The sequence below is a fragment of the Chryseobacterium polytrichastri genome (assembly GCF_900142445.1).
GTDB lineage: Bacteria > Bacteroidota > Bacteroidia > Flavobacteriales > Weeksellaceae > Chryseobacterium > Chryseobacterium polytrichastri.
On the sequence record NZ_FRAV01000021.1, the window covers coordinates 60,034 to 84,240 of the forward strand.

17 protein-coding genes are annotated in these 24,207 nt (G+C 34.1%); 9 read left to right on the forward strand and 8 right to left on the reverse strand.

The features are described from left to right. Positions 1-2: 2 nt before the first annotated feature. On the reverse strand, positions 3-1,478 hold the full coding sequence (gene proS / locus BUB80_RS13865) for a proline--tRNA ligase (RefSeq protein WP_073293857.1): 1,476 nt from the start codon (positions 1,476-1,478) through the stop codon (positions 3-5). 144 nt (positions 1,479-1,622) lie between these two features. Here proS and BUB80_RS23660 point away from each other — a divergent pair, with 144 nt between their 5' ends. Further along, positions 1,623-2,729 carry a prolyl-tRNA synthetase gene (locus tag BUB80_RS23660; protein ID WP_073293814.1) on the forward strand — a complete coding sequence of 369 codons (1,107 nt, stop codon included), beginning with the start codon at positions 1,623-1,625 and terminating at the stop codon, positions 2,727-2,729. A 56-nt stretch (positions 2,730-2,785) separates the two neighbouring features. Next, positions 2,786-4,165, forward strand: coding sequence for an OmpP1/FadL family transporter (locus BUB80_RS13875; protein ID WP_083547162.1), 1,380 nt, complete (start codon positions 2,786-2,788; stop codon positions 4,163-4,165). Between the two features lie 389 nt (positions 4,166-4,554). Here BUB80_RS13875 and BUB80_RS13880 read toward each other — a convergent pair whose 3' ends face one another. Continuing rightward, the gene (locus BUB80_RS13880; protein WP_073293859.1) at positions 4,555-5,280 is read right to left on the reverse strand and encodes a ZIP family metal transporter; all 726 of its coding nucleotides are present in this window, start codon (positions 5,278-5,280) and stop codon (positions 4,555-4,557) included. Next, positions 5,280-6,008: an SAM-dependent methyltransferase gene (locus tag BUB80_RS13885; protein WP_073293819.1), complete on the reverse strand. Its 729-nt coding sequence runs from the start codon at positions 6,006-6,008 to the stop codon at positions 5,280-5,282. The genes BUB80_RS13880 and BUB80_RS13885 overlap by 1 nt, the downstream gene beginning before the upstream one ends. Before the next feature lie 136 nt (positions 6,009-6,144). Here BUB80_RS13885 and BUB80_RS13890 point away from each other — a divergent pair, with 136 nt between their 5' ends. Then, positions 6,145-7,308 carry a THUMP domain-containing class I SAM-dependent RNA methyltransferase gene (locus BUB80_RS13890; protein ID WP_073293821.1) on the forward strand — a complete coding sequence of 388 codons (1,164 nt, stop codon included), beginning with the start codon at positions 6,145-6,147 and terminating at the stop codon, positions 7,306-7,308. A 37-nt stretch (positions 7,309-7,345) separates the two neighbouring features. Here the strand turns inward: BUB80_RS13890 and BUB80_RS13895 are convergent, their stop codons facing one another. Beyond that, positions 7,346-7,714, reverse strand: a complete 369-nt coding sequence (locus BUB80_RS13895) for a helix-turn-helix transcriptional regulator (RefSeq protein ID WP_073293823.1) — start codon at positions 7,712-7,714, stop codon at positions 7,346-7,348. 140 nt (positions 7,715-7,854) lie between these two features. Between BUB80_RS13895 and BUB80_RS13900 the strand changes: the two genes are divergently transcribed. From BUB80_RS13900 to BUB80_RS13915, 4 genes are all read left to right on the forward strand, one after another. Further along, positions 7,855-9,186: a hypothetical protein gene (locus BUB80_RS13900; protein WP_139262691.1), complete on the forward strand. Its 1,332-nt coding sequence runs from the start codon at positions 7,855-7,857 to the stop codon at positions 9,184-9,186. 25 nt (positions 9,187-9,211) lie between these two features. Beyond that, complete coding sequence (locus tag BUB80_RS13905) at positions 9,212-9,748, forward strand: DUF6705 family protein (RefSeq protein ID WP_139262693.1); 537 nt, start codon at positions 9,212-9,214, stop codon at positions 9,746-9,748. Between the two features lie 24 nt (positions 9,749-9,772). Next, positions 9,773-10,276 (forward strand): hypothetical protein, encoded by a 504-nt coding sequence (locus tag BUB80_RS13910; protein WP_073293829.1) that lies wholly within the window; start codon positions 9,773-9,775, stop codon positions 10,274-10,276. 246 nt (positions 10,277-10,522) lie between these two features. Further along, positions 10,523-11,527: a glycosyltransferase family 2 protein gene (locus BUB80_RS13915; RefSeq protein ID WP_073293831.1), complete on the forward strand. Its 1,005-nt coding sequence runs from the start codon at positions 10,523-10,525 to the stop codon at positions 11,525-11,527. Positions 11,528-11,597: 70 nt separating this feature from the next. Here BUB80_RS13915 and BUB80_RS13920 read toward each other — a convergent pair whose 3' ends face one another. Continuing rightward, positions 11,598-12,824: an aminotransferase class I/II-fold pyridoxal phosphate-dependent enzyme gene (locus BUB80_RS13920; RefSeq protein WP_073293833.1), complete on the reverse strand. Its 1,227-nt coding sequence runs from the start codon at positions 12,822-12,824 to the stop codon at positions 11,598-11,600. Between the two features lie 157 nt (positions 12,825-12,981). Here BUB80_RS13920 and BUB80_RS13925 point away from each other — a divergent pair, with 157 nt between their 5' ends. After that, positions 12,982-13,440 carry an Lrp/AsnC family transcriptional regulator gene (locus BUB80_RS13925; RefSeq protein WP_073293835.1) on the forward strand — a complete coding sequence of 153 codons (459 nt, stop codon included), beginning with the start codon at positions 12,982-12,984 and terminating at the stop codon, positions 13,438-13,440. Positions 13,441-13,443: 3 nt separating this feature from the next. Here the strand turns inward: BUB80_RS13925 and BUB80_RS13930 are convergent, their stop codons facing one another. From BUB80_RS13930 to BUB80_RS13940, 3 genes are all read right to left on the reverse strand, one after another. Continuing rightward, positions 13,444-14,475, reverse strand: coding sequence for a bestrophin family protein (locus tag BUB80_RS13930; protein ID WP_073293837.1), 1,032 nt, complete (start codon positions 14,473-14,475; stop codon positions 13,444-13,446). A gap of 231 nt (positions 14,476-14,706) precedes the next feature. Beyond that, positions 14,707-16,779 carry an alpha-ketoacid dehydrogenase subunit alpha/beta gene (locus BUB80_RS13935; protein ID WP_073293839.1) on the reverse strand — a complete coding sequence of 691 codons (2,073 nt, stop codon included), beginning with the start codon at positions 16,777-16,779 and terminating at the stop codon, positions 14,707-14,709. A gap of 75 nt (positions 16,780-16,854) precedes the next feature. Further along, on the reverse strand, positions 16,855-18,963 hold the full coding sequence (locus BUB80_RS13940; RefSeq protein ID WP_073293841.1) for a S8 family peptidase: 2,109 nt from the start codon (positions 18,961-18,963) through the stop codon (positions 16,855-16,857). A gap of 293 nt (positions 18,964-19,256) precedes the next feature. Here BUB80_RS13940 and dnaE point away from each other — a divergent pair, with 293 nt between their 5' ends. Then, positions 19,257-23,918 (forward strand): DNA polymerase III subunit alpha, encoded by a 4,662-nt coding sequence (gene dnaE, locus BUB80_RS13945; RefSeq protein WP_073293843.1) that lies wholly within the window; start codon positions 19,257-19,259, stop codon positions 23,916-23,918. The last annotated feature ends 289 nt before the right edge of the window (positions 23,919-24,207 follow it).

The following is a 24,207-nucleotide window of genomic DNA, read 5'->3' on the forward strand; positions in this document are numbered from 1 at the left end:
TTTTAATAAGCTTTTGCGAATAAAACGCGTCTTTTAGATGGTTTTCCTGAAATAAGAGAAATACCTTCTTCAGTGTCATCATTTGAAGGAATACATCTGATAGTAGCCTTCGTTTCGTCTTTTATTTGCTCTTCTTCCTCTGCTGTACCATCCCAATGTGCGTAGATGAAACCTCCTTTTTCTTCTAAAACTTTTTTAAACTCTTCATAGCTATCCACTTTAGTGATATGATCTTCTCTGTAGTTTAATGCTTTAGTATAAATATCTTTTTGAATCGTTTTTAATAATTCTTCAATGTAAGAATCCAAACCTTCAATACTGTGAGTTTCTTTGGTAAGATTATCTCTTCTTGCGATCTCAACAGATTTATTTTCTAAATCTCTTGGTCCCATTGCAATTCTTACAGGAACACCTTTTAATTCATATTCTGCAAATTTCCAACCTGGTTTGTTGTGAGTATCATTATCAAATTTCACAGAAATACCTTTAGCTTTCAGTTTAGCCTGAATTTCTAAAGCTACTTCACTAATTTGCTCTAACTGCTCTTCTCCTTTAAAGATAGGAACAATCACAACCTGAATAGGTGCTAACGTTGGAGGCAATACCAATCCGAAATCATCAGAGTGTGTCATAATTAGAGCTCCCATCAAACGGGTTGAAGTTCCCCAAGACGTTGCCCAAGCATGTTCTATTTTACCTTCCTTGTTGGTGAATTTTACATCAAAAGCTTTTGCGAAATTCTGACCTAAAAAGTGAGACGTTCCTGCTTGTAATGCTTTTCCATCTTGCATTAATGCTTCAATACAATAGGTTTCGTCTGCTCCTGCAAATCTTTCAGAAGGTGTTTTTATCCCTTGGATAACAGGCATTGCCATAAAGTTTTCTGCAAAATCTGCATATACTTTGTTCATTTTTTCAGCTTCTTCCACTGCTTCGTCTTTTGTAGCGTGAGCGGTGTGACCTTCCTGCCATAAGAATTCTGCTGTTCTTAAAAATAAACGGGTTCTCATTTCCCAACGTACAACGTTGGCCCATTGGTTAATTAATATAGGTAAATCTCTGTAAGATTGAATCCAGTTTTTATAGGTACTCCAGATAATTGCTTCTGATGTTGGACGAACAATTAGTTCTTCTTCCAATTTAGCATCTGGATCTACAATCAGTTTTGCAGGGTTGTTTGGATCTGTTTTTAATCTGTAATGGGTAACCACGGCACATTCTTTTGCAAAACCTGCAGCATTTTTTTCCTCAGCCTCAAACAAGCTCTTGGGCACAAAAAGCGGGAAATAAGCATTAACGTGACCTGTTTCTTTGAATTTTTTATCCATTTCATCACGCATTTTTTCCCAGATTGCATATCCGTATGGTTTTATAACCATGCATCCTCGCACCCCTGAGTTTTCAGCTAGGTCTGCTTTAACAACTAACTCGTTATACCATTTGCTGTAATCTTCGCTTCTTGAGGTTAATTTTGCCATTATTCTTAAAATTTTTTTTAACTTTTCCCTATTATTGTTATCTAAAAAATAAAATCTATTTTTGATAGATTTTTTTATCGATGTTTTGGTACATTTTTGGTACAGATTGCAAATATAATTTAAATTAAAAATCTTTACGTTATCATGAAAAGAAATATACATAAAAATTTGTTTGATATGTTGAAATCTAAAGGGGTTTTGGCGATATCAGGTGGATTATTGCTTATGTCTTGTGGGGCTCAGATGGGTGGATACACGGAGACAGATGGGGTTTATTATGACCCAAATAAAGACACACTACCTGAAGGCGTTATTATTAATAATGATAATGGAAACAGAGTAGGAGAATATTATGATTACTACCAAGATTCAAATATTGTTCAAAATGCACAGCTAAATTCTCAGGAGCAAAATAATAAGTATGACTCTTGGAGTGATAACAACTGGAGTTCAAACGCTACAGATTCTGACTGGGGAAATTTTGCAGGATCTCAAACCAATTACTATGACAACTCTTGGGGTATGTATGGTGGTTATAACCCATATTGGGGTTGGAACAGAGGCTGGGGACTTGGTATGTCATTCGGATGGGGTAGCTCATTTGGATGGGGCTGGGGAGGTTCTTGGGGATATAACCCATGGGGCTTTGGATATGGAGGTTTCTACGATCCTTTCTGGGGCGGTGGATACTACGGATACGGTGGATGGTATGGAGGTGGATACTGGGGTAATGGTTATTACAACAGACCTTTATACAGAAGAAGCGGAATCAATGGAAATAGCTTTAATAGAATGAGTAATGGTTTCAGTCCTAGTAGAGATACGGGTAGAGGAGGTTTCAGAGATAACAACGGATCTGCTATAAGAAACAATACAGGAGGCTTCAGAAACGGAAATGGTAACAACGGAGGTTTCAGAAATGGAAACGGTAATAATGGTGGTTTCAGACAGCAAGGAAGTAATGGTGGTTTCAGAAATGGACAATCTGGAGGATTTAGAGATAATAGTCAATCAGGTGGGTTCCGTAACGGAAATTCTCAACCAAGACAAAACTATAATTACAATCAGCAACAATCACAACCTAGATACAGAAATGATGGTGGTTTTAGATCCAACGATAACGGTGGATTTAGATCTAGCGGAGGTTTCAATTCTGGTGGAGGCGGAGGCTTCAGATCAGGAGGTTCTGGCGGCGGTGGCGGTTTTAGATCTGGCGGCGGCGGAGGTGGCGGCTTCAGAGGCGGCAGATAATATATAAAACGTAATAACTATTCAAAAAAATAATGTTAAAAAAATCTTTAGTAATAATGAGTATTTCTGCAGCATTTTTTGCGCAGGCTCAGGATATTTCGATCATAAGAAATTCTATTGATGTATATTCTAATTCTCCAATGGTTGGATCTTCCAAGTTTAATGCGATGGGAGGCGCCAATGGAGCTTTAGGTGGAGATGCCAATTCTTTATTAACAAACCCTGCGGGGTTGGGAGTTGCTATTTCTGGTGGAGTTTCTGGGACGTTGTCAATCATGGGGAATAAAAATACTTCATCATTGGCAGGTGCTTCTTCTAGTTATAGCAATACAAAAGGAGATCTTGGAAACGTTGGTGGAGTAATGACTTTCCAATTAATGACAAGAAGTGCATGGAAGTTTATTAATGTGGGTGTTAATTTTTCAAATCAGTCGCTTGATAACTATGTTGAGAGTCCGGGGAATAGCAATATCATCTATGATTTCCCTAATAGTACGAACTCATCATCGTATGACAGACATGCTTATAACAGATACGGAAACTTGTCTAAAACGAGTATCGGGGTAGGTGCCAATTATAATCACAGCCTTTATATTGGTGCAGGTTTGAATTTTTTGAATGCATCACTTGATCAGTCGGATACAGCTTCTTTTAGGTCTCTTAATAGTAATTCTACGGAACTTTTTAGTAAGAACGGAACACCTTATTATGAAAGATCTAATGGGTTTTCAGCTTCCCTTGGGGTAATTGGAAAATTGGGTCCTAATTTCAGATTAGGGGCATCTGTTGAAACACCAACTTTCTGGAATATAGATAAGAGTTACAATTTCTATAATGATCCTAAATACGGAGATGATGTAGGATTTGAAAGTAATAAATTTACATCACCTCTTAAGGCAACGGTGAGTGCTGCGTTTGTAGCAACTAAGAATTTCTCAATAGATGTAGATTATACATTGGGTTTAACAAAGCCTAAATATAAAGTCTATACTCAAACTGAAGTAGACATCAATAATTTCTTTAAGGATAATTCTAAGAATTTATCAGAGCTAAGAGTAGGTGCTGAGTATAGAGTAAAACAAGTGAGATTAAGAGGTGGATATTCTTATGCTTCAAGTCCGTTTGATGCCTTAACAATTGGTAGATTTACTAATGCAGGTACACAGGAAGAAAAATCATATGATAACCTTATTCTTAATAACAGAAATGCATTATCATTCGGTATCGGGTATGATTTCAAATCATTCTATATCGATGCTGCTTATCAAAATATAACATCTAAATACAGCAATCCTTTTATGTTTGGTGTATTGGATAATTCTACTAATTCTGCATATTATTCTGCGAATAGAACCATAACAAGTGATTCTTTCATTGTTTCAGATGTGAAGAATATTAGAAATAACTTCTTCCTTACATTTGGATGGAAATTTTAATTTCTCCCAAAGCATGTAATGAGTGATAAAAAAATGCTCCGAATCATTTGATTCGGAGCATTTTTTATTTTTAAGGTGAAAATTTATATCCTAAAATTAATATTAGAATATCATTTAATAATGAGGGTTATATATTAAACTTGTTTAAACTTTCTATTTTAACCACAAAAGAGACAAAAGATTGATATATTATTTATTGAAGTTCATCATGAAATGCAAACAAGAACTCATAAGTTTAAAAAAATCTTTGATTTTTATTCTTTTGAAAGCTTTGTTTTCAAAAGAGCTAAACTTTAAATAATTCAATAATAGCTTTTGTACCTTTTGCGGTTTAATTTTTTATTAGTTTAAACAGGCTTATTAATTAAAATTGATTAAAAAGAATCGTTTTAATGATGATGCCCCACATGGTCATGATTATGGAAAAGATGCATAATTAAGGCTAAAGAAACCCCTAAAATCACAAGTCCAATTTTTACCCAGTCAATATTGTGGTTCTTATTACTTTCAAAAATAATAACGGAAGAAATGTGTAAGAAGATGCCTCCTACAATTGCTAAGAAATAAGGTTGTAAATCCGGATTAAAATAATTACCCAATAACATTCCGAAAGGGGAGGCTAGCGCAAATAATGCTACAATGAGTATTGAGGGATAAGATGAACTTTTAGATCCTTCTTTTCTGTTAAATAAAAATGCTCCCAAAATAAATGAGATCGGAAGGTTATGAAATAAAATTCCCAACAGATAAGGAGAAAGTGAATTTTCTTCATTGGCTAAAGGAATTCCTTCAATAAACGCATGAACAAAAAGCCCAACCATTAAAGCTACAGGAAGAATATTATGCTCACTGTGGTGGTGAACGTGCCCGTGTTCAAAACCTTTCGTTAAAGCTTCCAGTATCATTTGTAAAAGGACTCCGGCAATAACGAATATTCCTAAATTGCTACTTCCTTCAACAGCGTACACTTGAGGAAACACTTCATTTAAACAAATCGTGATCAGGAAACCTGCGCTTAAAACCAATAAATTTTTTGCTAATTTTTCTTTTTTGCCAAAATGCTTTCCAAGAAAAACCCCTGCAATTACACTTAAAATCAGTAAAATAACGGTTATCATGCTTTTTTCTTAAATAAATTGATGCAACGAGTAGATACTTCTTTGTTAAAATCGTTCAATTGATAATCTCCCCAGATTTTAACTCTTTCAAAACCGCATTCTGTTGCGTAAGAATTAATAGCGTCAAGGGTGTGGAGTTTTACTTTTTCGAAGAAATGAAAAGATTTTCCGTCTGCCTCAAACTGAATATCTTTAACGATATGTCTTCCTTCAATTTTTTTGCAAATCTTAAAATCAATCTCACCACGGGTAATGATAGATTCCGGAACGATGTTTTTTCTTACATATTCTTCATTCAGATAATCCAGCACAAAATATCCTCCAGGTTTTAAAACATTATAAACAGATTGGAATACATTTTTGTCATCTTTTTCATTATCAAAATATCCAAAACTCGTAAATAAATTGAAAACTGCGTCCATAGGATCTGCATCGATAGGATTTCTCATATCGTGGACATCAAAAAGTAAGGTCTGATTTTCAAATTGTTTATCAAATTCTATACTCTGTCTGGAAAGGTCAAGACCCAACACATCATAGCCTAATTTATTAAGGAAAACCGAGTGTCTTCCCTTTCCACAAGCGAGATCTATGATCTTTGAAGAAGGGGGTAACTGAAGCTCCGCAGTAAGCTTTGTTATAAAGTTTTCTGCCTCAGTATAATCTCTATTACTGTAAAGCAAATGATAATAAGGTGTATCAAACCAAGATTCAAACCATTCCATAATGCAAAAATAACTAAATTTGTGGTCTTAAAAGAAATGTATTTAAAAACTGAAGGATTGAAAATTTCAATAAACAGTAAAATTGAAGGTTTAATCTTTTCGTTTTTAAATCATTAAATCTTTTAATGATAAAATTATGGATATAGAAAATCTAAAGATTCAGATCAAGACATTCTTCGGTCTGGAGCCGATCTTGGCGGAAGAGATCAAAAAATTAGGTGGGCGTAATGTCGAAATTAAAAATCGTGCAGTAAATTGTGAAGGAGATTTAGGTTTCCTTTATAAAATTAATTATTCTTCGAGAACAGCTTTAAAAATTTTAGTTCCTATTTTGGAATTCAAAGCTTTTAATCAGCATCAGTTTTACGATAAATTGTTTAAAGTGGATTGGGAGCAGTTCATGGATGTAGATCAGTCTTTTGCGATTGATTCAACGGTGAATTCTGATACCTTTAAACATTCACAGTTTGTAACCTTGAAAATGAAAGACGCTATCGTTGATTATTTTCAGGAGAAAGTAAAAAAGCGTCCGAATGTAGAAGCAAAAAGTCCGGAAATTAAATTTCACCTTCATATCGATAGAGAGTTGGTGACCATTTCATTGGATTCTTCGGGAGATGCTTTATTTAAAAGAGGATACAGAAAAGAGCAAGGTGAAGCTCCGATCAATGAAGTATTGGCGAGCGGAATGTTGCAGTTAGCTGGTTGGGACGGAAAAGGAAACTTCCTAGACCCAATGTGTGGTTCAGGAACGCTTTTAATAGAAGCAGCAATGATTGCACTAGATCTTCCTGCGCAGATCTTTAGAAAAAGGTTTGCTTTCCAGAACTGGCAAAATTATGATTCTGAATTATTTACCAGAATTAAAGAAGTAAGAATTGGCAGAATTAAAGAATTTACAGGTAAAATTGTAGGTTACGATATTGATGGAAGAATGCTGAATGCTGCAATAACCAATATTGAAGCTGCAGAAATGGAAGATATCATTGAAGTGAAAAGACGGGATTTCTTTGAATCTAAAAAAGAACTTTTCCCATTATTGATGGTATTTAATCCACCTTATGATGAGAGAATTTCTATTAATGATGATGATTTCTATAAGAAAATAGGAGATACCTTCAAAACGCATTATCCTAATACATTGGCTTGGTTGATTTCTTCGGATTTAGAAGCGGTGAAGAAAATTGGTCTTCGTCCTTCAAGAAAGATCAAACTTTTCAACGGAAAACTGGAAACCAGATTTTTACAATACGAAATGTACGAGGGAACGAAAAAAGTTCATAAACTCGAGAATAAATAATTACTATTTAAATGAAACCTTCCATAATTGGAAGGTTTTATTTTCGTTCCAACTGTACAATTTTATCTTTTAGCTGCTGAATTTCTTGTTTTAGTAGATCAATATATTCCTGTTGATTTTCAAGTAGAAATTCTGGGACATTACAATAGACATTATTACTGCCTACGTAGCTTCCTGTAATATTTTCAAAATTTTGGCTTATTGAATTTTCCTTATCTTTCTCTTTAATTTCATCTACTTCAACATCTAGTAATTTAGCAATACGTTCCCATTCTTCATCACGTATTTCTACTTCTCCTTTTTCTTTACGTAAATAATGTGTCTGGCTTATATTCAAATGTTCAGCTATATCTTGCTGAGAGAATTTTTTATCTTTTCTTGCTCGTATTAATTTGGTCTTTACCATAGTAATATTTTTAGACAAAAAAAAAACAAAATTATTCGAATAAAATGACCTTATATTTTTCATTTTATTATTTTAGATTTGTTACAGGTCACTTTAATGTGATTAAAAATAGTATATTTAACAACTTAAAACTCAAATCTATGAAAAAAAACTTTATTATTAGGCTACTCCTGTTAGTAGCCGTATCTGTATTTTTGTACTCCTGTGTCCATGATGAGATTGCATCATCTACAGATCCAGCTTCTAAAGAATACACCAACAAAAGCCTTTGGAAAGAAGATGAAAAATACATTAAAAATGTAATGAAGGTGTATTATGAGCATGAAGTAGATATCAAAAAAATAAGCGGAACACCGTATTGGGATTATGCCTCTACTATGGAAACTTATGATGAAAGTTTTCTGATGGTTCCCATTGTGGATCAAGGAAAAGTAGTTTCTATATTACAGGTTCCGAGAGATGGAATCACAATTCATTTTTATTATACGAATTTCAGAAATCAAATTGATTTTTTCCAGAAGCTTGTTTTTTCAGAATATAAGAAAGCATTGCCTTCTGAGACAAGCTCACCTACATCTAAACTTACTCTTTGTACTAGGCAATCAATATCCGTATGGTTGCCGAATGATGAAAGTAATCCTGAGGCCGGGGGACATTGGCAAACAAGTACTATTATAAAATGTGTGCAGCATATGGATCAATGTGTTGGTGTTGTCAATGCAAATGGAGTATGCGAAGGCGGTGGTGGCAGTGGTGGCTATCCTTATCCCGGAGGTGATGATCCTCAAGATCCAGAAAAAGACCCTTGTAAAAAAGCGAAAAGCACCTATAATAGTACTGCTGTAAAATCTAGATATGATGTTCTAAAAACAAAAGTAGGAGATCTAAAAGAAACAGGATACGGGTTTACTACTATTACCGGACCAAAGGGTCTGCCTACGACCCAGACAAACCCACTGAATCCCGATGCTACAAATCCTGATAAAATGAAGGTCGGAATTTACCCAACAACCTTTGGTTATAGCCACACCCATATTAATAAAAGCAATGGTAATGTGTCTGTGAAGATATTTTCACCAGCTGACATCAATACATTCTTAATTATTCTGCATAATGCTATTGCTAATAATACTCCTCTCGACACGGTGTTTGGGGGTATGGTAGCGTCTGATCCGGATACTGTATATAACACATATCAAATTCAATATACCGGAAATGGTACAAATTTACCATCTGAATTTACAAAAGAGCAATTGGATGTATTAAGAAATTGGTATGCTAAAAATGCTCAAGAGATTCAGACTGAAACAGGAGAGTTATCACATACAGATATGCAGAAACTTTTCAATGAGACATTAAAAAAAATGAATTTGAGCGATATTGTTTTATTTAAAATAGAAGGAAATTCTAATACAGTTAAAAAAGTTGATTACAATGGATACGGAAGTCCTTCAGAAAATAATTGTTCTTAAATTTTTTAATCTTAAATTTATTATTATGAAAAACTTATTAATTATATTTAGTTTAATATTCATCGGCTGTAAAGCACAACAACAAATTATTCCATTAGAAACAAAAGGTTGGCCAGCAGAAGGAAGTTATCGAAAAGATTTAAATAACGATCTTGATCCTTATGTTGGAACTTGGAAAGGAACTTTTGAAGGGAAAACTTTTATGATTACGTTTACTAAAATAAAAGATTATGACACTCTTGGGAAATATTATAAAGATAGAATTAAGGGTAGATATAAAATGCTAGATACAAGTGGAAATCAATTATACTCAACTTATAATTTGCCTGAAGAAAAAGCAAAAGTAAGTAGTTTAGGATTTGTAAACAGTACGAAAGCTAAATTGAGATTCTATTTTTCTGATCTATGTATAGGCGGGCAAATAGTTCTTAACTTTGATAATCCTCAGAAAACCCAAATGCATTATATTTATTACACTGAACAGGAAATGATAGTAGATGACATCGGTTGCGCTCCTTACAATGAAATGCCAAGAGGGGAGTTTACATTGACTAAGCAGTAAAAACATTTTAGCCATAATTTTTAAATGAAAGTACGGATTCTACTTTTAGCATTAATGTTTTTTTGGGGCTGTAATTCTCAAAAACAAATTGCGGAATCAAATTTTTATCAAGAAGATAAAAATCTAAATCTTTATGCCTTTGTCGGAAAGAAAATTTCCGTAGAAGAAATTTTAAACAATAAACAAAAAATTAAAGACCCAAACTCTAATGATTCAATTATTATAATAAATATGGATGAAGTGTTTATATGTAAATATCAGATTCTACAAAATGTATTTAATAAAATAAGCAAAGATGCCATTGAGTTTGAAGCCTATGATCATTATGGAAGTCCTGATTTTAAAAATTATGAATATGTCCTGCTTTACTTGTCAAAGGATACTGCTGGAAAATTCACTCATATGAAATATCAATTCGACGCTTTAAAAGCTACTAATAAAGGCTTTAAAGGAATAAATGGGAAAAGTATAAGAAAGTTATTTTTAAATAAAAAGAATACTACATTAAAAGAAAGGATTAGTTTTTAAATACATTTAAAATATCTTATACAACAACCTTTGATAACAGATGATTCAGGATGCGCTCCTTACAATGAAATGCCAAGGGGTGAGTTTACATTAACTAAGCAGTAAAACATACCTTTTGTTTAATACAACCAGAATAGTAATATTCTGGTTTTCTATTTAATATATTCAATTGTTTTCCGTTCTATAATTTATTACAAAGAGTTTGCGAGTTCCTTCATGAATAATTAATTTTGAAAAATTTTCAATTTGAAACCTACAATTTCCATCGTCGTTGCTATTTTTAACCGAAAAGATGAACTTTTTGAGTTATTAAATTCTCTTACTCAACAAACAGATAAAGATTTTGAGATTATTATCGTGGATGATGGTTCTTTTATGGATCTTAAGCTGACTATTAAAAATTTTGAAGAGATACTAAATATTAAGTATTTCCGAAAAGATAATTCAGGACCTGGTTTATCGCGGAATTATGGGGCAAAAAGAGCAGATAATGAATGGCTTGTTTTTGTAGACAGTGATGTGATTGTAGAGAAAGATTATATTGAAAATATTAAAAAGGAAATTATAGAAATTCCATGTGATGCTTTTGGTGGAGCAGATAAAGCACATAAAGGATTTAATTTAATGCAAAAAGCAATTTCGTATTCTATGACCTCTGTTTTTACGACGGGCGGAATTAGAGGAAATAAAAAAGCGGTTTCAAAATTTCAACCGAGAAGCTTCAATATGGGCGTGAAGAAAGAGGTTTTTGAAAAAGTAGGTGGATTTTCTGAAATGAGAATTGGTGAAGATCCTGATTTATCTATGACGCTTTGGGAAAATGGCTTTACGACTGCTTTTTTTGATACGATTGCCGTATACCATAAGCGTAGAGTAGATCTTGGGAAGTTTTCAAAACAAGTGTATCAGTTCGGTTGTGCAAGACCTATTCTTAATCAGAGGCACCCGAATTATGTAAAGATATCTTTTGCATTTCCGAGTTTATTTATGTTAGGCTATATTGTTGGGTTCATTGAATATTTTTTGCTTGGAAGAGGAATTATTCTTGGTTTTTATGGGTTATACACTTTTATGGTACTCTTTCATGCTTTAATTGTTACTAAAAATATAAGCATTGCCGGAATGGCTGTTATTTCAACGTATATACAAATGTTTTCTTACGGATATGGATTTTTAAAATCATGGATTCTGTTAAATGTTCTCAGGATGAAGCCTGAAGATGCTTTCCCGAAACATTTTCATAAGAAGTAATCTTTAGGGTCTGGTGTAGAGAATCAAAATAATAAAAGCTGTTGAAATTCAACAGCTTTTACAACAATAATTAGAATATAGAGATGGTCTCATGGTTCAGAATACCTACTTTATGTATGCATTCCTTCATCTTTTCGTATGTTCTGTGGATATCATGATCTAATCCTATTGAGAATCTGATCAGTCCATCGGATATTCCCATTTCAGCGCGTTCCTCTTCCGGAATTTCAGAAGAAGTTGAGCTTCCTGAGCATGAGAATAAAGTTTTATAGAAGCCTAAACTTACAGCCAAGTAGCCTAAGTTTTCCTGCTGCATCAGTTCCATCAGTTCGTTGGCTTTTTCTGTAGTTCCTGCATCTAACGTGAGTAATCCACCGAATCCGTATTCTTCATGCATCATGCTTTTCATTAATTCATGATTTCTATGAGATTTCAGCCCGGGATAAGCAACTTTTAATCCGTCTTTTTCAAATCTTTCAGCCAAATACATTGCATTATGGCTGTGCTGTTGGATCCTGATATGTAATGTTCTTAAATTCTTAAGAATACTTGCAGATCTGAAGCTGTCCATTGTAGGCCCAAGTAACATGCAAGCACCTGAATTTACGTTTTTAGTATCATCAATAAATTCTTGCGTACTGCAATATACTCCGCCAACGGTGTCGCTGCTTCCGTTGATGAATTTAGTTAAACTGTGAATCACAATATCGGCTCCTAGTAAAGCGGGTGCTATGGAAAGAGGAGAGAAGGTATTATCTACAATTAGTTTTAAATTGTATTTTTTACAGATCTCGGAGAGTCTTCTAATATCAGCAACTTCAAGAAGCGGATTGCTAACGCTTTCACAATAAATAACTTTTGTATTGGGTTGTATAGAAGCTTCAATGGCTTCAAAATTATTAATATTTAAAAATGTAGTTTCAATATGAAAAGGAGGGAGAAAGTTTTTAAGGAAAGCATACGTTCCACCGTAAATTGTTCTGCTCGAAATAATATGATCTCCGCCTTTACAAACCTGCATCAAAGCAGAAGTAATAGCTCCCATTCCTGAAGCTGTAACATTGGCTGCTTCGGTATTCTCTAATTTTGCTAATGCCTGAGCAAGATAAATATTCATGGGCGATGAATGCCTAGAATATAAATAACATCCGTCTGTATTTCCTTCAAATGTATCAAACATTGTTTTCGCTGAAAGAAAAGTGTAAGTAGAACTGTCTGAAATTGATGGATTTACTCCGCCAAACTCGCCGAAGTATTGTAAATCCTGAATTTCATTGGCTGCATTAAAGTCTTTCATGATAATTTTGCTTTTTAGTTTGGTTAAATTTCAATTAATTTAATAATTATTACAACCAATATTTGAAATGTTAGAATATAAAACTGCTTAATCTTATTTATGCCGAAAAAAAGTTTATTATCTTTGAGTAATGTAAATTTTAACCAAAAAATTATCTATGGCATTTGATGAAATTGATAAGAAATTGCTTCTTTTTTTGCAGCAAGATTCTAAACAAACTACCAAAGAGCTGTCTTATAAGCTTGAATTGTCGGTAACTGCTGTTTATGAGCGAATTAAAAAGCTTGAAAATGCAGGTGTAATTTCAAAATATGTTGCGATTCTAGACAGGCATAAAATAGATAAAGATTTTATTGTTTTATGTCATGTGAAGCTGACTCAGCATAAAAAAGAATACGTGATGCAGTTTGAAAGAGAAATAATGAATTTAGAAGAAGTAACAGAATGTTTTCATGTAAGTGGTGATTATGATTATATTCTTAAAATAGGAGTAAAAGACATGGAAGATTATCGAAATTTTATGTTGTCTAAACTAACGGCCTTACAACATATTGCAAGCACCCACAGTTCATTTATGATCTCTGAGGTAAAAAATACGACGGCAATTGCTCTATAATAATTAGACTAAAACTCCATTTTTAGAAGAAATAGGTTCCGGAATTTCTGTTTCTCCTGCCATTTGCAAAAGATCAATTTCAATTGTTCTGCAAATGGAAAGTATAGGAACGTCAAACATCAATCCACCAAAAGGATTTTCGGAATAATCACCTACCAACTCCATAATGATATAGACCCATCCGATAATGATACAGAAAGGAATTGAGGTCCAGATTCCCCAATCGCCCAATTTGGCGAATTCATTTACCAATCCCAATGGAAGTAATAGAATAAAAAGGATATTAAAGACAAATGCGGTACTTGCAAACTGTCTTGGTGACGGGAATTTTTTAATTCTTTCAGCTTGTCCCTGATAATTGTAAAACTCATTTAAACAATCTTGCAATTGTTTTTGATTAAACTCTGAAATTACATTGTCATTCTTTAAATCATTGATTTCTTTTGCTTGTTTCGAGATCAAGTAAGTGGCAAAGTTTTTATAATCAGATTGTAATTCAAACTCTTCTTCTGAAAGATATTTATGTAAGAAAATAGGAGTTCTTCCGTAATCGGGGAAACCTGCTTTAATGAGTCTATGACGTTTGAAGTCAATATTTTTAAAGTTTTCATCTTCATTGCTGATGTGCTCCCATTCTGTAGGAACTAAAAGCTGCTCACGAAAAGCATATAGCCATGCAATATGACGATAGGTAATTCTTTTTCTTCGATCTTCAAGATCAAAAGCTCCTATTTTTTCATTTTTAAGATCAAAAGCATACACCATGGAGGCAAATGAGCGACTAGAATTTACTATTCCACCCCATATCTTTCGGGCTTCCCAAAGTCTGTCATAAGCCTGATTGTTTTTAAAACCAACCAAAAAGGCTTCTGCAGTACCAATTAAGGCAACAGGAACCCATGGAATAATCATCCAATGCCAGTTAAAAAAATAAAATAGTCCAGCAATCAATGTGCACCAGATCGAAATCCAGATCAAATGATGACCGGATAAATTGAGAACCTGTTTATAATTGACGTATTTGGTAGTAATCATCTGTGTGAAGTTTAAAAGTGAGGGAATAGTGTTAACAAAATAAATACCAATTATAATTGGATGCTACGTTTGCAGATACCGATTTACTGGATAAATAGTTGTCATTGCTGAAATGTGTTTTGTTATAAATGCTTTCTTAAATAAGATATTTAAATGTATGATAAGTTTTTTGATAAATAGAAAAAATGTATAAAAAAACCTCTAAAAAATTTAGAGGTTCTATTGGTATGTTTAGTATTGTAACATTTCTTCAATTTTCGCGGCCAGTTTCTCCGCATTAGGAAGCATTTCTTTTTCCAATATTAAGTTAATCGGAACTGCTGGGGTATCTAAAGATCCCATTGTTTCTACAGGAGCATCCAGATATTTAAAACAGTTTTTAGAAATACGGTGAGCAAATGCTTCTGCGAATGAATTGTTAAGTTGTTCTTCCGTTAAAACGATACATTTTCCATGCGCTTTAGCTCTTTCAAAAACGAGTTCTTCATCCAACGGAATTATTGTTCTTAAATCGATAACTTCAACTTTTCCATTAAATTTCTTAGCAGCTTCTTTAGCCCAGTAAACTCCCATTCCGTAAGTTACGACCAATAAAGTTCGGCCCTTTTCAATTTCATTTTTATCGGCTTCGATAATGATTTTTCCTTTTCCAAAAGGTAAAATATAATCTTCTGCAGGTTCTATTGTTTTGGCGTCTTCAGTTCCTGGAACTTTACTCCAATATAATCCTTTATGTTCAAGCATTACAACCGGATTAGGATCATAGTAAGCTGCTTTTAATAAACCTTTGAAATCTGCTGCGTTACTTGGATAAGCAATTTTGATCCCTTTAATGTTAGCGAGAATGCTTTCAACGCTTCCACTGTGGTAAGGTCCACCACCTCCATAAGCACCAATTGGAACCCTGATGATATTGCTTACCGGAAATTTTCCATTACTTAAATAGTTTGATTTTGATATTTCAGTAATTAACTGATTGATTCCGGGATAAATGTAATCCGCGAACTGAACCTCAACAATTGGTTTTAGTCCAACGGCGCTCATTCCGGTTGTAGAACCTATAATATAAGCTTCCTGAATCGCGGTATTGAAAACTCTTTTGCTTCCAAATTTCTTTCCTAAAGTCACTGTTTCACGGAAAACACCACCTATTCTTTCACCAACATCTTGTCCGTATAATAAAGCTTCAGGATGCTTCCACATAATTTCCTGAATAGCGTGAATAGCTGCATCTACCATTACGATTTTTTCACCACCTGCAGGTTCACGAGTTCCAACTTCCTCTGTGATTGGAGTTGGAGCAAAGATATGTTGCATTACTGTTTCAGGCTTCGGATCTTCAGCTTGCTGAGCTTTTTGGAAAGCTTCTTCTGCTTCTAATCTTGCCTTTTTTGTAATTTGTTTTAATAACTCTTCATCAGCACCAGATTCCAGCAATTGCTTTCTAAGGATTTCCCCCGGATCTTTTGCTCTATGTTTTGTTAAATCTTCTTCATCTCTATAGAATTCTCTTCTTACTCCTGAAGTATGGTGGCCAATTAAAACGGTCTTTGCGCAAACAACTAGAGGTTTTCTTTCTGTTCTTACAAAGTCAAAAGCTTTTTCCATCACTTCAAAACTTTCAGTGAAATCTGTTCCGTCAACTCTCATTCTGCTTAAACCTGCAAATCCTGATACGAAATCGTAAGCATCACATGTTCTTGCTTCTTCTTTAGTTACAGAAATTCCCCATTCATTATCCTGAACTAAGAAAATGATAGGAAGCTGATGTAAAGCTGCGAACTGTAACGCTTCGCTTACTTCACCTTCTGTTACCGAATTATCTCCAAGGCTACATACAACAACCGGATTGTTTTCGAAAGTTTGTAATTCAAAATCCTGAATGTATTTAATTCCTTGAGCTACTCCTGTTGTAGGAATGGTCTGCATTCCTGTTGCCGAACTTTGATGGATGATTTTGGGCATCTTTTCATCTCTGCTCGATGGATGAGAATAATATGATCTACCTCCTGAAAAAGGATCGTCAGCTTTTGCTAATAGCTGTAACATCAATTGATAAGGCTCGAAACCAATCCCAAGAAGAATACTTTCGTCTCTGTAATAAGGAGAAACCCAGTCTTCTTTTTTTAACTGATATGCTGTTGCCAACTGAATAGCTTCATGACCTCTAGACGTACTATGAACGTATTTACAGATGTTTCTGTTTTCTTCATATATGTCGGCCATTGCTTTTGCGAGCATCATATGATTATAAGCCTTAAGCAAAATATCCTGAGAAACTTTTTCGTGAAGTGTATTTTCCATAGAAAGCAAATATACATAAAAAAACAAAACACTAACAAGTGTTAGTGTTTTGCTGTAATCTATTTGTAGTATTGATTATTCTTTGATAACTTTTTTAGAAATTACCTCTTTATCAGTCTTTACTTCAATGATGTAAATTCCCTTAGTGTAAGAAGAGATATCGATAGCTTCTTTATCGCTATTAATTACCCCATTATTTAATCTCTTACCAGATAAATCATAAATAGTGAAAGTAGATTTTACAGGGGCTTTCAATACATTTACAATATCCTTAGTAATAGTTGGTGCAATGGCAATACCATTGTTTTTAGTAGTTTCACCAGTTGCTAAGACCTCTTGTGAATACCCAGTAACAATAATAGAATAATTTTGAGGAGCATTTACTCCTGCATTATTTTTTAATGTTCCTTTATTGCCAATCTCAATTCTATATTCTCTTCCAGAAGTAGGAGTATCAACAATCACCTGCTCTACGTTGTCAACTGTATTGTCTCCTTTTGTAGCTGGGGTCATTGGACTTAATGCGTTTAGTTTCCAAGGTTGATAGATAGTACCTGTTACAGTATCTATGATTCTTAAATCTAAATCGTTTACTAATCTTGATATTCTGTTATTGTAAGCGTCTTGGTAAGTTAAATTGGCTGGAACTACATATTCAGGATCTATCCATGAGATAGTAACTTTCAAAGGCTCACTAGCTGATGCTTTAACTCTCTTTATATTGGGTGTACCACTTGTTAAAGTTTCATTATTAAAGATAACAGTGTTGTTAGATTTTCCAACTAATAGTTCCGCTCCTTTTTGAGCATTGATATATCCCCATCCAAACCATGCGTCTGGACCAACATTTCCTGCTTCTGAAGCTGAGTGAATCATTAATGTTTTAGCAGCAGCAGCATTAAGTTCTAAAGTTGGGAATAATTGCTTGTAAACCTGCATCCAAAGTCCGATTATACCTGTTACAATAGGTGCTGAAAAAGAAGTTCCACTCCCTATTGATACTTGGCTACCGCCTATTGTATCTTCAGGAGTAGATGCATTGGCTACATTGGTTCCGGTTGTGGAAATGTCTGGTTTTATACCACCATCGTCTCTTGGTCCTGCGCTACTGTAATCTGATCTTACAACATCAGTAGATGCTGTGTATCTTTTATCGTTTGTTGTAATAATGTCTGTAGCACCTACTACAATAATGTTTTTTGCCAATGAACCAGGTCCTATACAATCATACCCTAAAGAACAATTATTTGGCGGAACTATATCTGTTGCTGCAAATAAAACTGGAGTACCAGCTGAATTACGATAATATGCAGGAGTTGTGTTTCCCGTTGGTCCCATTCCAAAATAATTCCCGGCAGATTTCACAATAACATAAGATGGATTATTATATACAATTTGATCATAATTTTGATCATTTGTGAAATAAGTTCCCTGAAGGTCGAGTGAAATTCCGGTACTGTAATTTCCGGTCCATAACCATGCACCACTTATTGAAGCATCTGACCATCCAGCATTACTTCCATAAGAATGATTGGATATTTTAGGTTGTGCTAATAGTATTTTATCAAAAACTGTACTTGTTGTTGTGTTTCCAGGCAGTGTTGTTGTTGCGAATGCATAGTTGTCGAATGTTGAGTTTGAAGCAACACCTTTAAAATTTACAGGAAGTGTTCCGCCTCCTTGGAGTTGAAACGTGTAAGGGTAGTTCTTTGAACCGATAAATCCAGTTACTCCTGTAGCATGCGCACTATAATTCATTGATGAACTTTCGTAATTGGTAACTCTATTCGGTAAATTATTGAAAAGAATATGACCAGCGAATGCCCTGCCACCATCAAAAATAGTATACTTAATATTTTCACCATTAAAAGATCCTGTAAGGCCAGAAACGGTACCATTCTGTAAAAAGTCAGCGTTAGAATTTTTCACTTGATCCAAATCTTCGCCTTTATAGAAGTAGGGTAAACCATTTGGTGCGAAACCTGCCAAATTACTCCTCTGCTCTTCAATCTCCTTTAAAGCTTCTGGAGATTTGTCTGCTCCATAATGCTTTGAAACATAAGAGTCAAACTTTGCAGTGTTCTCTCTGTTTTGTCTTTCAAACTCTCTTTTTAATCCTTCATTGTTTTGCGCACTTAGTAATGTAATAGCCAAAGTGCCGACCAAAAGTAAATGTTTCTTCATAACTTTTTAGTAAATTTTTAAAACGGTATAGGAAACAAATTTATATAAAATTATTTATTTGTTTTAATTTTATGTGAAATATTTTACAGATTATTTGTTTTGTTAAAAAATATAAATTAAATCACTTGTTGTTGGTTTGTTTTTGTTATTTTGGTTTGATTGGTAAATATTCAAAATTCATTAATTCAGCGTTAATTTGACGATTAAAATGTCATTATCTAAATGATTTAAATTTCCAAAAAAATGAAGTAACTTTACATTCTCTTTTTTTTAATAAAAGCTAGAAAAATTACATGTATTTAGTTTTTGACACAGAAACCACAGGTTTACCAAAGAATTTTAACGCACCACTCTCAGATTCAGACAACTGGCCAAGAATGGTTCAGATTGCGTGGCAATTGCACGATGACGATGGTGTTTTAATTGAAAACCAAGATTATATAATAAAACCGGAAGGATATGATATTCCTTTCAACGCAGCAAGGATTCACGGGATTACTACTAAGATTGCCAATGAAGAAGGGGTAGATCTTCAAGAGATTTTAGAAAAGTTCTCTAAAGTTTTAGATCGAGTAAGGGTTGTTTCCGGACACAATGTTGAATTTGATTACAATATTGTTGGAGCTGAATTTTTCAGAAAGAATATAGAAAACAATCTTCAGGAAAAGCCAAAAGCTGATACCATGATTTTGGGGACAAACTATTGTCAGCTTGGAGGAGGAAGAGGAGGAAAGTATAAATCTCCGAAACTAGAAGAACTATACGAAAAATTATACGGAAATAAATTTGATGAGGCCCATAATGCAGCGGCCGATGTAAATGCTACAGCTCAGGTTTTCTTTGAAATGATGAGAATCGGGATTGTTCCTGCTGAAGTTTTAAAGATTTCTGAAGATCAATTACAATATTTTAAAACACTATATCCAGACCCAATAAAACCTTTTGGTATTGTTATCAGAAGGCAGGTTGCAGAGTTCAATAATAAGAAAAAGCAAAGTGACGCCGGAAATGTAGATGATATAGATCTTGGGAAATATTTCAATTTCAATAATCACAGTGTTTTCTCAACGTTAATGGCTACTTCAAGTATTTCAGATTTAATTAAGAAAGCTTCGGATGATCATTTTCCTGCTGTCGGAATCGTAGATACGGGAAACATGATGGGGGCTTTCAAATTTGTTTCTGCAGTTGAAGGCGCAAATGGAGACAGAGCGAAAAAACATAAAGAATACATCGCTAAAAAGCAAGAAGCAGAAGAGAACGGAACTGATTTCGATGAAGTTGAACCAGACTCTGAACCTTTAATTCCTGTTGTGGGTTGTGAATTTTATATTTCAGATCGATACGAGCAGAAGCAGTTTACGAAAGATGATCCTGATAGAAGAACACAGGTTGTTCTTTTAGCAAAAGATTTTAATGGATATAAAAATCTGGCAAAACTTTCAAGTATAGGATTTTTAAAAGGGTTTTATTTTGGAGTTCCAAGGATTAGTCGAGAACTGATTGCTGAATATAAAGAAGGTTTAATTGCCTTGACTTCCGGGATTAATGGAAATATTCCGGATGCTATTTTAAATACCGGTGAACAAAAAGGGGAGGAGCTTTTCAAATGGTGGAAAGATACTTTTGAGGATGATTTTTATGTTCAGATTCAAAATCATAAGCTTCCGGAAGAAGAGCATTTAAATGACGTTTTACTACATTTTGCAGATAAATATGATGTTAAAATTTTAGCTCAAAATGAAACTTTTTATACCAATAAAGACGATTCTAATATTCAGGATATTGTAAGTTGTATCAAAGATGGTGAAAAGCAAACAACGCCTGTAGGTAAAGGTTTTGGGAAAAGAAGAGGACTTGCTGCAGGAGAATATTTTATTAAAAATTCTGATGAAATAAAAGAAGCGTTTTTAGCGTATCCTGATGCTTTTGATGCGTACGAGGAGTTTACCGCAAAATTCAAACCTTATACTTTAAAAAGGGATGTTTTACTTCCTAAATTTGATATTCCTCAGGAATTTATTCATGCTGAAGATGAGGTTGATGGAGGGAAAAGAGGAGAGATGGCTTATTTAACTCACCTAACCTATGAAGGAGCAAGAAAAAGATATATTGATGGTATTACAGATGAAATAAAAGAACGTCTTGATTTCGAATTAGAAGTTATTGCCAATACAGGTTATCCGGGTTATTTCTTGATCGTACAGGATTTCTGTAATGAGGCAAGAAATATGGGGGTTTGGGTAGGTCCAGGTCGTGGTTCTGCAGCTGGTTCTGCGGTAGCATATTGTACAGGAATTACCAATGTAGACCCTATTAAATATGATTTACTTTTTGAGAGATTCTTGAATCCGGAAAGGATTTCAATGCCCGATATTGATATCGATTTTGATGATGAAGGTCGTGATAAAATCATTAAGTGGGTTGTTGAAAAGTACGGTAAAAATCAGGTAGCGCAGATTATTACGTATTCTGTTCTTGGTGGAAAATCTGCCATTAAAGATGCGGGAAGAGTATTAGATGTTTCCATTCCTGAAACCAATAATATTGCTAAATTAATTCCTCCAAGTCCGGGGATGAATATTGCGAAAGCATTAGCCAAATATGATAAACTGAAACCTGAAGATCAAATGTTGGTCGATGAGATGAGGTTTATTCTAAATAATTCTGAAGATCCACGATTTGGAGTGCTTGCCAGTGCTAAAAAGATGGAGGGCTGTATCAGAAATACCGGAATTCATGCTTGTGGAGTTATTATTACACCAGAGGATGTGAGTAATTTGGTTCCCGTTACAATTGCTGCAAAGGATGCCGATATTTTGGTGTCTCAGTTTGATAACTCGGTGGCAGAAAGCGCAGGGCTTCTGAAAATGGACTTTTTGGGTCTTCGTACTTTAACGATTATAAAAGATGCTTTAAAATTAATTAAGCAACGTCATAATGTAGATATTGATCCGGATACCATTCCGCTTGATGATACAAAAACCTATCAATTATTTAAAGAAGGAAGAACGGTTGGGATTTTCCAATATGAAAGTCCAGGGATGCAAAAATACATGAGAGAGCTTAAGCCTACGGTTTTTGCCGATCTTATTGCCATGAACGCACTGTACCGTCCTGGTCCTATTAAATACATCCCACTTTTCATTAACAGAAAGCACGGAATTGAAGAAATTATTTACGATTTACCTGAAACCGAAGAATATTTAAAAGAGACCTACGGAATTACGGTTTATCAGGAACAGGTAATGCTTTTATCTCAAAAACTAGCCAATTTTACGAAAGGTGAGGCAGATACATTGAGAAAAGCGATGGGTAAAAAACAGATTGAAGTTCTTAATAAAATGTATCCTAAATTCATTGAAGGAGGAAGAAAGAACAATCTTAATGAAGAACGGTTAGAAAAAATATGGAATGACTGGAAGGCCTTTGCAGAATACGCCTTCAACAAATCTCACTCCACTTGTTATGCTTTGATTGCGTATCATACAGCGTATTTAAAAGCAAATTATCCAGCCGAATACATGGCGAGTGTAATGAGTAATAACATTAACAATACGGAATCAATTACCATGTTCATGGAAGATTGTAAAAGTATTGGGGTGGATGTTTTAGGTCCTGATGTAAATGAATCTCAGTATAAATTCTCAGTAAACGAAAAAGGCCAGATCCGTTTTGGATTAGGGGCAATTAAAGGGATTGGAGAAGGGCCAAGTGAGGCCATTACAAGAGAAAAAGGAAACGGAAGGTTTAAAAATATTTACGATTTCTTTGAAAGAATCTTGCCTTCTCAAATGAATAAAAGAGTTTCTGAAAGTTTAGTGCTTGCAGGTGCTTTTGATGAATTAGACTCTTTCCACCGTGGTCAGTATTTCGATATCGATATGGCAGGGAAAACTAATCTTGAAAGACTGATAAGATATGGGCAGAGTTTTCAGGAAGGTAAAAACGAGATGGAACATTCTCTTTTTGCTGATTTTGCTGATGAAGTTCAGATTGAGCAACCAAAATTATTGCCGTGCCCGGAATGGCCGAATATGCATAAGTTGAATAAAGAAAAAGAAATCATTGGTTTCTATCTTTCTGCACATCCATTAGATGATTATAAATATCAGTTTCAGTTTATGCAGGGGCGACTTACTAAAAAATCGGTATTGGAGAAAGAGGAAGAGGAGAAGGTAGTTACTGATGAGGTACCGCTTCTGGAGCATGATACTCCGGATACTGCAGATCTTATAGAAATTGTTTCCGATGAATTATCAATTGGAGAGGAAGAGGTAATAGAAGAAGTAGCTAAAAAAGCTGAGCCAAGAGGTAATTTTTTATTCTTGAATCTTGATGAGGTAGATGCTTACAAAGAGCAGGCTTTTGCAAATAAAGGAGAAGAGTTATTTGAAGAAAAGAAAAAAGACTGGAAAACACTCCAAAAAGAAAGAGAAAACGGTGGTGCTGGAAAAGAATATACAGTTGCTGGTTTGATTACGGAATATAGAGTTCAGGATGGTTTTAAAAGCGGAGAGAAAGTAGCTTTCGTTACGTTGGAAGATTATTCAGGATCTTATTCTTTCAGATTGGGAGATAGGGACTATATGCGTTTGAAAGAAAAGTTGGAGGTGCAGCGGTTTGTTATTTTTAAAATAAAATTTGCTCAGGTAAAAGACGGACGTGTTTTCGTTAATGTGAGTGATGTTATTGAATTGCAGGAAGCTTTTGAGAGGTTTGCAAAAAGTATTTCTTTGGTGATGGATGTGATGGATTTCAGAGCTGAAGATCTTGATTTTTTCAAAACAGTGCTCGATCGAAATAAAGGAGAACAGAAACTCAAATTTTACATTAAAAATATCGAAGATGATTCTCAAATAGAATTGCAGTCGATGAAACATTCCGTAGATCTTAACGGAGATTTAATTAAAGAAATTCAGTTGCTCAATAAATATGAGTTTTATTTGAACTAAGATCAATATTTTATACATACTAAAGTGGCTTTTCAGTCACTTTTTTTTGTTTATATACGGTTTGAAGAAATATTTTATTCATAATCTTATAAATTGAGTGTTAATTTTAGAGTTATTTTATTATGTTAAATCGTAAGTGTGTTGTATTTCAAGTATTTGTGACTAATATTTAAGTGATTAATAATCAAACATTTAATATTGTTTTTATTTTTATATTTTTCGTAATTAAATTAAATGATTGTTTGTTTTTATTGAATTGTTTTGTTTTTATGTTTCGATTATATTAAGT

Coding starts and splice junctions, on each gene's coding strand:
- proS (WP_073293857.1), bottom strand. CDS start 1,478: ATGGCAAAATTAACCTCAAGAAGCGAAGATTACAGCAAATGGTATAAC.
- BUB80_RS23660 (WP_073293814.1), top strand. CDS start 1,623: ATGAAAAGAAATATACATAAAAATTTGTTTGATATGTTGAAATCTAAA.
- BUB80_RS13875 (WP_083547162.1), top strand. CDS start 2,786: ATGAGTATTTCTGCAGCATTTTTTGCGCAGGCTCAGGATATTTCGATC.
- BUB80_RS13885 (WP_073293819.1), bottom strand. CDS start 6,008: ATGGAATGGTTTGAATCTTGGTTTGATACACCTTATTATCATTTGCTT.
- BUB80_RS13890 (WP_073293821.1), top strand. CDS start 6,145: ATGGATATAGAAAATCTAAAGATTCAGATCAAGACATTCTTCGGTCTG.
- BUB80_RS13895 (WP_073293823.1), bottom strand. CDS start 7,714: ATGGTAAAGACCAAATTAATACGAGCAAGAAAAGATAAAAAATTCTCT.
- BUB80_RS13900 (WP_139262691.1), top strand. CDS start 7,855: ATGAAAAAAAACTTTATTATTAGGCTACTCCTGTTAGTAGCCGTATCT.
- BUB80_RS13905 (WP_139262693.1), top strand. CDS start 9,212: ATGAAAAACTTATTAATTATATTTAGTTTAATATTCATCGGCTGTAAA.
- BUB80_RS13910 (WP_073293829.1), top strand. CDS start 9,773: ATGAAAGTACGGATTCTACTTTTAGCATTAATGTTTTTTTGGGGCTGT.
- BUB80_RS13920 (WP_073293833.1), bottom strand. CDS start 12,824: ATGAAAGACTTTAATGCAGCCAATGAAATTCAGGATTTACAATACTTC.
- BUB80_RS13925 (WP_073293835.1), top strand. CDS start 12,982: ATGGCATTTGATGAAATTGATAAGAAATTGCTTCTTTTTTTGCAGCAA.
- BUB80_RS13930 (WP_073293837.1), bottom strand. CDS start 14,475: ATGATTACTACCAAATACGTCAATTATAAACAGGTTCTCAATTTATCC.
- BUB80_RS13935 (WP_073293839.1), bottom strand. CDS start 16,779: ATGGAAAATACACTTCACGAAAAAGTTTCTCAGGATATTTTGCTTAAG.
- BUB80_RS13940 (WP_073293841.1), bottom strand. CDS start 18,963: ATGAAGAAACATTTACTTTTGGTCGGCACTTTGGCTATTACATTACTA.
- dnaE (WP_073293843.1), top strand. CDS start 19,257: ATGTATTTAGTTTTTGACACAGAAACCACAGGTTTACCAAAGAATTTT.